Genomic DNA, 5,666 nt, shown 5'->3' with positions numbered 1-5,666 from the left:
GCCGTCCGACGCCGAACTCGCCCGCGACGCCCTCCGTACGGACCTGTCCCGCGAGCGGCTGTACTTCGCGATGACCGACCGGTTCGCCAACGGCGACCCCGCCAACGACCGGGGCGGGCTGTCCGGCGACCGGCTGACGACCGGCTTCGACCCGGCCGACAAGGGCTTCTACCAGGGCGGCGACCTCGCCGGGCTGATCGGGAGGCTCGACTACGTCAAGGGCCTGGGCAGCACGGCCATCTGGCTCACGCCGTCGTTCGAGAACCGGCCCGTGCAGGGCACGGGTGGAGGCGCCAGCGCGGGCTACCACGGCTACTGGATCACCGACTTCACCAGGATCGACCCGCACCTCGGCACCAACGCGCAGATGAAGCGCCTCGTCAAGGAGGCGCACAAGCGCGGCATGAAGGTGTTCTTCGACATCATCACCAACCACACGGCCGACCTCATCGACTACGCCGAGAAGACGTACGGCTATCGCGGCAAGGCGGCCTACCCCTACGTGGACGCCTCCGGGCGGGCCTTCGACGACCGCGACTACGCCCTGCGCGACGACTTCCCGAAGGTCACCGCCGACTCGTATCCGTACACGCCGGTGGTGACGGCGAAGTCGAAGGTGCCGTCCTGGCTGAACGACCCGACCATGTACCACAACCGGGGCAACTCGACCTTCTCCGGCGAGAGCTCCGAGTACGGCGACTTCGACGGCCTCGACGACCTGTGGACCGAGCGCCCCGAGGTCGTCAGGGGCATGACCGACATCTACACGACGTGGGTCAGGGAGACCGGCATCGACGGCTTCCGGATCGACACCGCCAAGCACGTCGGCATGGAGTTCTGGCAGCGTTTCGCGCCCGCGCTGCACGGCTACGCCGCACGGCTCGGCAACGACAGGTTCTTCATGTTCGGCGAGGTCTACAGCTCCGACCCGGCGTTCGAGAGCCGCTACACCACCACCGGCACGCTCGACGCCACGCTGGACTTCGGTTTCCAGGAGGCGGCGCGGTCGTACGCGAGCGGCGGCGACGCCGTGAGCCTGAGCCGGCTGTACGCCGGCGACGACTACTTCACCGACGCCGACTCCAACGCCTCGTCGCTGCCGACGTTCCTCGGCAACCACGACATGGGCCGGATCGGCCACTTCCTCCGGCAGGACGACCCGTCGGCCGGCGACGCCACACTGCTCGCCCGCGACCGCCTGGCCCACCAGCTGATGTACCTGACACGCGGCCAGCCGGTCGTGTACTACGGCGACGAGCAGGGGTTCACCGGCGCGGGCGGCGACAAGGACGCGCGACAGCCGATGTTCGCCTCCAAGACGGCCGACTACCTCGACGACGACCTCATCGGCACCACCGCCACCCACGCGACCGGCAACTTCGTCACCACCCACCCCCTCTACACCTCGATCGCCGAACTGGCCCGGCTGCGCGACCGCTACCCGGCGCTCGCGGACGGCGCGCAGATCGAGCGGCTGGCGAGCGGAGGGGTGTACGCCTTCTCCCGGATCGGCGCGAAGGAGCGGGTCGAGTTCGTGGTGGCGCTCAACAACGGCGCGGCGGCGAAGACCGTCCAGATCCCGACGTACTCGGCCGGGGCCTCCTTCACCCAGGTCTACGGCGGGACGGGCAGGCTCACCACCGCGGCCGACGGGAGGCTGGCCGTGACCGTGCCGCCGATGTCGGCCGTGGTCCACCGCGCCGACAGGGCCCTGGCCGCCCCGGCCCCGGCGCCGGAGATCGCCCTCGCGCTGCCCGGCACGACGCTGCGCGGGACGGCGGCGGACGGCCGCGTGCCGATCACCGCCGAGGTGCCCGGCGCCGGGTTCGCGCAGGTCACGTTCGCCGTCAAGGCCGGGAACGCGCCGTGGCGGGTGCTCGGCACCGACGACGCCCCCAACGGCCACACCTACCGCGTCTTCCACGACCTGACCGGCGTGCCCGCGGGCACCCCTCTCGCGTACAAGGCGGTGGTCAAGGACGCGGCGGGCCGGTACGCAGGCGCCACGGCGACCGCGACGGCCGGGCCGGAACCCGCGGCGGAGGAGCCGGGGGCGGTCAGGCGCGACCACCTGGTGGTCCACTACAAGCGGGACGACTACGACGGCTGGGGACTGCACGCCTGGGGCGACATCGACCAGACGGTCGAGTGGGGCTCGCCCGTCGCCTTCGCGGGCGAGGACGCGTTCGGCCGCTTCGCCTGGCTGAAGCTGAAGCCCGGCGCAACCGAGGTCGGCCTGATCACGCACAAGGGCGACACCAAGGACCAGGGCGACCGGACGGTCAATCCCACGCGTACGGGCGAGGTGTGGCTCGTGGAGGGCAGGCCGGACGTGTACGCCTCGCGGGCCGCCGCCGAGGGCTACGCCACGATCCACTACCGCCGCCCGGACGGCGCCTACGACGGCTGGGGTCTGCACCTGTGGGGCGACGCGATCGCCGACGGCACGGGCACCGACTGGAGCGCGCCGCGCCAGCCGGACGGGACCGACGCCTTCGGCGCCTTCTGGCGGGTGCCGCTGAAGAACGCCGACGCGCCGCTGAACTACATCATCCACAAGGGCGACACGAAGGACCCCGGGCCCGATCAGTCGTTCGTCCCGGCCCGGCAGCCCGAGGCGTACGTGAACTCGGGCGTGGCGGCGGTCCACGGCGGCGCGGCGGCGGCGCGGAACGTCGCGGTGCTGCACTACCGCCGCGCGGACGGCGACTACGACGGCTGGGGCCTGCACTTCTGGGGCGACGCGTCCGGCTCGGCCGAGTGGGGCGACCCGCTGAAGCCGGCCGGGACCGACGCCTTCGGCGTGTACTTCGAGGTGCCGCTCAAGGAGGGCGCCAAGACGCTCGGGTGGATCATCCACAAGGGCGATCAGAAGGACCAGCAGGCCGACCAGTCGCTGGACCTCGGCGTGAGCGGCCACGAGGTGTGGAAACTGTCAGGTGTGGACGGATACCTGCTGCCGCAGCCCGCGGCCACCGGAGCGGACGCCGACCTGTCCAAGGCCACGGCCCAGTGGATCGACCGGGACACGGTCGCGTGGAAGGGCGGGGTCGCCGAGGCGAACCACTACGCGCTGGCCTATTCGCCGAAGGGCGACATCGCCTACGACAAGGGCGACCTGACGGGGGACGTCCATCTCATCCGGCTGGCGCCGGGCACGCTCAGCGATGCCCAGAAGGCCACGTGGCCGCATCTGGCGGCGTACGGCGCGCTGAAGGTGGACCCGCGCGACGCGGACCTCGTGCGCGACGCGCTGCGCGGACAGGTCGTGGCCGTCGAGCGCGGGCCCTCCGGCGTGCTGCTGACCGCCACCGGCGTGCAGATCCCGGGCGCGCTCGACGACCTGTACGGCGGAGCGGCGAAGGTCCCGCTCGGCCCCACCGGGAACGGAGGGCTGGCGGTGTGGGCGCCCACCGCGCAGAAGGTCGAGCTGGCCCTCTACGACGGCCCGGCCGGCGATCGCAGGACGGTCCACCGGATGCGCAGGGACGACGCGACCGGCGTGTGGTCGATCGACGGCCCGGCGTCGTGGCGGGGGAGGTACTACACCTACCTCGTCACCGTCTACGCCCCGGCCGCCGGGAAGATCGTCACCAACGAGGTGACCGACCCCTACAGCCTGTCGGTCTCGGCGGGCTCGGGGCGCAGCCAAATCGTCGACCTCGACGACCGGGCGCTGCGGCCCGAGGGATGGACGGGGCTGAACAAGCCCCCGGCGGTGCGCCAGGACCGGGCGTCGATCTACGAGCTGCACGTGCGCGACTTCTCGGCCTCCGACAGCACGGTCCCCGAGGCCGAGCGGGGCACGTACAAGGCGTTCACCGAGGGCGGCAGCGCCGGGATGACCGAGCTGCGGAGCCTGGCGAAGGACGGGCTCACGCACGTCCACCTGCTGCCGGCCTTCGACTTCGCGACCGTGCCCGACCGGAAGGCGGACCGCACCGAGCCGGGGTGCGACCTGGCCGCGCTGCCGCCGGACTCCGACCGGCAGCAGGCGTGCGTCGCGGAGACGGCCGCGAAGGACTCCTTCAACTGGGGCTACGACCCGCTGCACTACACCGTGCCCGAGGGCTCGTACGCGACCGATCCGGACCGGCGGATCAAGGAGTTCCGCGAGATGGTCGCGGGGCTCAACGGGGCGGGCCTGCGGGTGGTCATGGACGTGGTCTACAACCACACCCACGCCTCGGGGCAGGACCCCGGCAGCGTGCTCGACCGCGTGGTCCCGGGCTACTACCACCGGCTCATGGACGACGGCACGGTGGCCACCTCCACCTGCTGCGCCAACACCGCCCCCGAGCACGCCATGATGGGCAGGCTCGTGGTCGACTCGATCGTCACCTGGGCGAAGCAGTACAAGGTCGACGGCTTCCGGTTCGACCTGATGGGCCACCACCCCAAGGCGAACATCCTCGCCGTGCGCAGGGCCCTCGACGCGCTCACGCCGGGCAAGGACGGCGTGGACGGAAAGTCGATCATCCTGTACGGCGAGGGCTGGAACTTCGGCGAGGTGGCCGACGACGCCAGGTTCGAGCAGGCCACCCAGGCCAACATGGCGGGCACCGGGGTCGGCACGTTCAGCGACCGGCTGCGCGACGCCGTCCGCGGCGGCACGCCGTTCGACGCGGATCCGGGCGTCCGGGGCCTCGGCTCCGGCCTGGCCGACACCCCCGGGGACCGGCTCGCGCACTACGAGGACCTGGTCAAGCTCGGGCTCGCGGGCAACCTGCGCGACTTCACGTTCACCGGCTCGGGCGGAACTCCGGTCAAGGGCGCGGAGGTCGACTACAACGGCGCGCCGGCCGGGTACGCCGCCGGGCCCGCAGACACGGTGACCTACGTGGACGCCCACGACAACGAGACGCTGTTCGACGCGCTCGCCTACAAGCTGCCGAAGGACACCCCCATGGCCGACCGGGTCAGGATGCAGTCGCTGTCGCTGGCGACGGTCCTGCTCGGCCAGGGCACGGCGTTCGTCCACGCCGGCAGCGAGCGGCTGCGGTCGAAGTCGCTCGACCGCAACTCCTACGACTCGGGCGACTGGTTCAACCGCCTGCTGTGGGACTGCCGCCAGGGGAACGGCTTCGGCGGCGGCCTGCCGCCCGCGAAGGACAACGAGGCGCGCTGGCCGTACGCCCGGCCCCTGCTGGCCGACCCGGCGCTGCGGCCGGACTGCGCGGCGATCGCGGCGGCGCGGGCGAGGTTCGGCGAGTTCCTGCGGATCCGCTACTCCTCCCCCGCCTTCTCACTGGGCTCGGCCGCGGAGATCGGCAGGCGGGTCTCCTTCCCGCCGTCCGGCACCCCCGGCGTGATCGTCATGCGGATCGACGCCGCCGGAGCCGATCCCGCGAGCACGGCGATCTACGTGGTGTTCAACGCCACCGGGAGGACCGCCGCACCGGTCGTGCCCGCGCTGAAGGGCGCGGGGGCCGCGCTGCACCCCGTGCAGGCCGCGTCGGACGATCCGGTGGTCCGGCAGGCGGCGGCGGACCCGGCGACCGGCACGCTGACCGTGCCCGCCCGCACGGTGGCGGTGTTCACCCAGCCGCGGTAGGGGTGGCGCCGGGCGCGGGCTCTCCCGCGCCCGGCCCCACGGAGGCTCCGCGCCGCGGCTCGAAACTCAATTGAGCGGGCTCGCGCGGTTTCGTTAGCGGGTCCGGATGCCC

The 5,666-nt window shown here is 72.4% G+C and carries 1 protein-coding gene; it reads left to right on the top strand.

Going from position 1 to position 5,666, the window contains the following annotated elements:
- On the top strand, positions 1-5,554 hold a 5,554-nt coding region (gene pulA, locus AB0J39_RS37790; RefSeq protein WP_363473756.1), incomplete at its 5' end, for a pullulanase-type alpha-1,6-glucosidase.
- Positions 5,555-5,666: the final 112 nt, after the last annotated feature.

The organism is Microbispora sp. NPDC049633, assembly GCF_040675265.1.
Taxonomy (GTDB): domain Bacteria; phylum Actinomycetota; class Actinomycetes; order Streptosporangiales; family Streptosporangiaceae; genus Microbispora; species Microbispora maris.
Note: the sequence above shows the minus strand (reverse complement) of the source record. Positions and strands in the feature narration are given on the sequence as shown.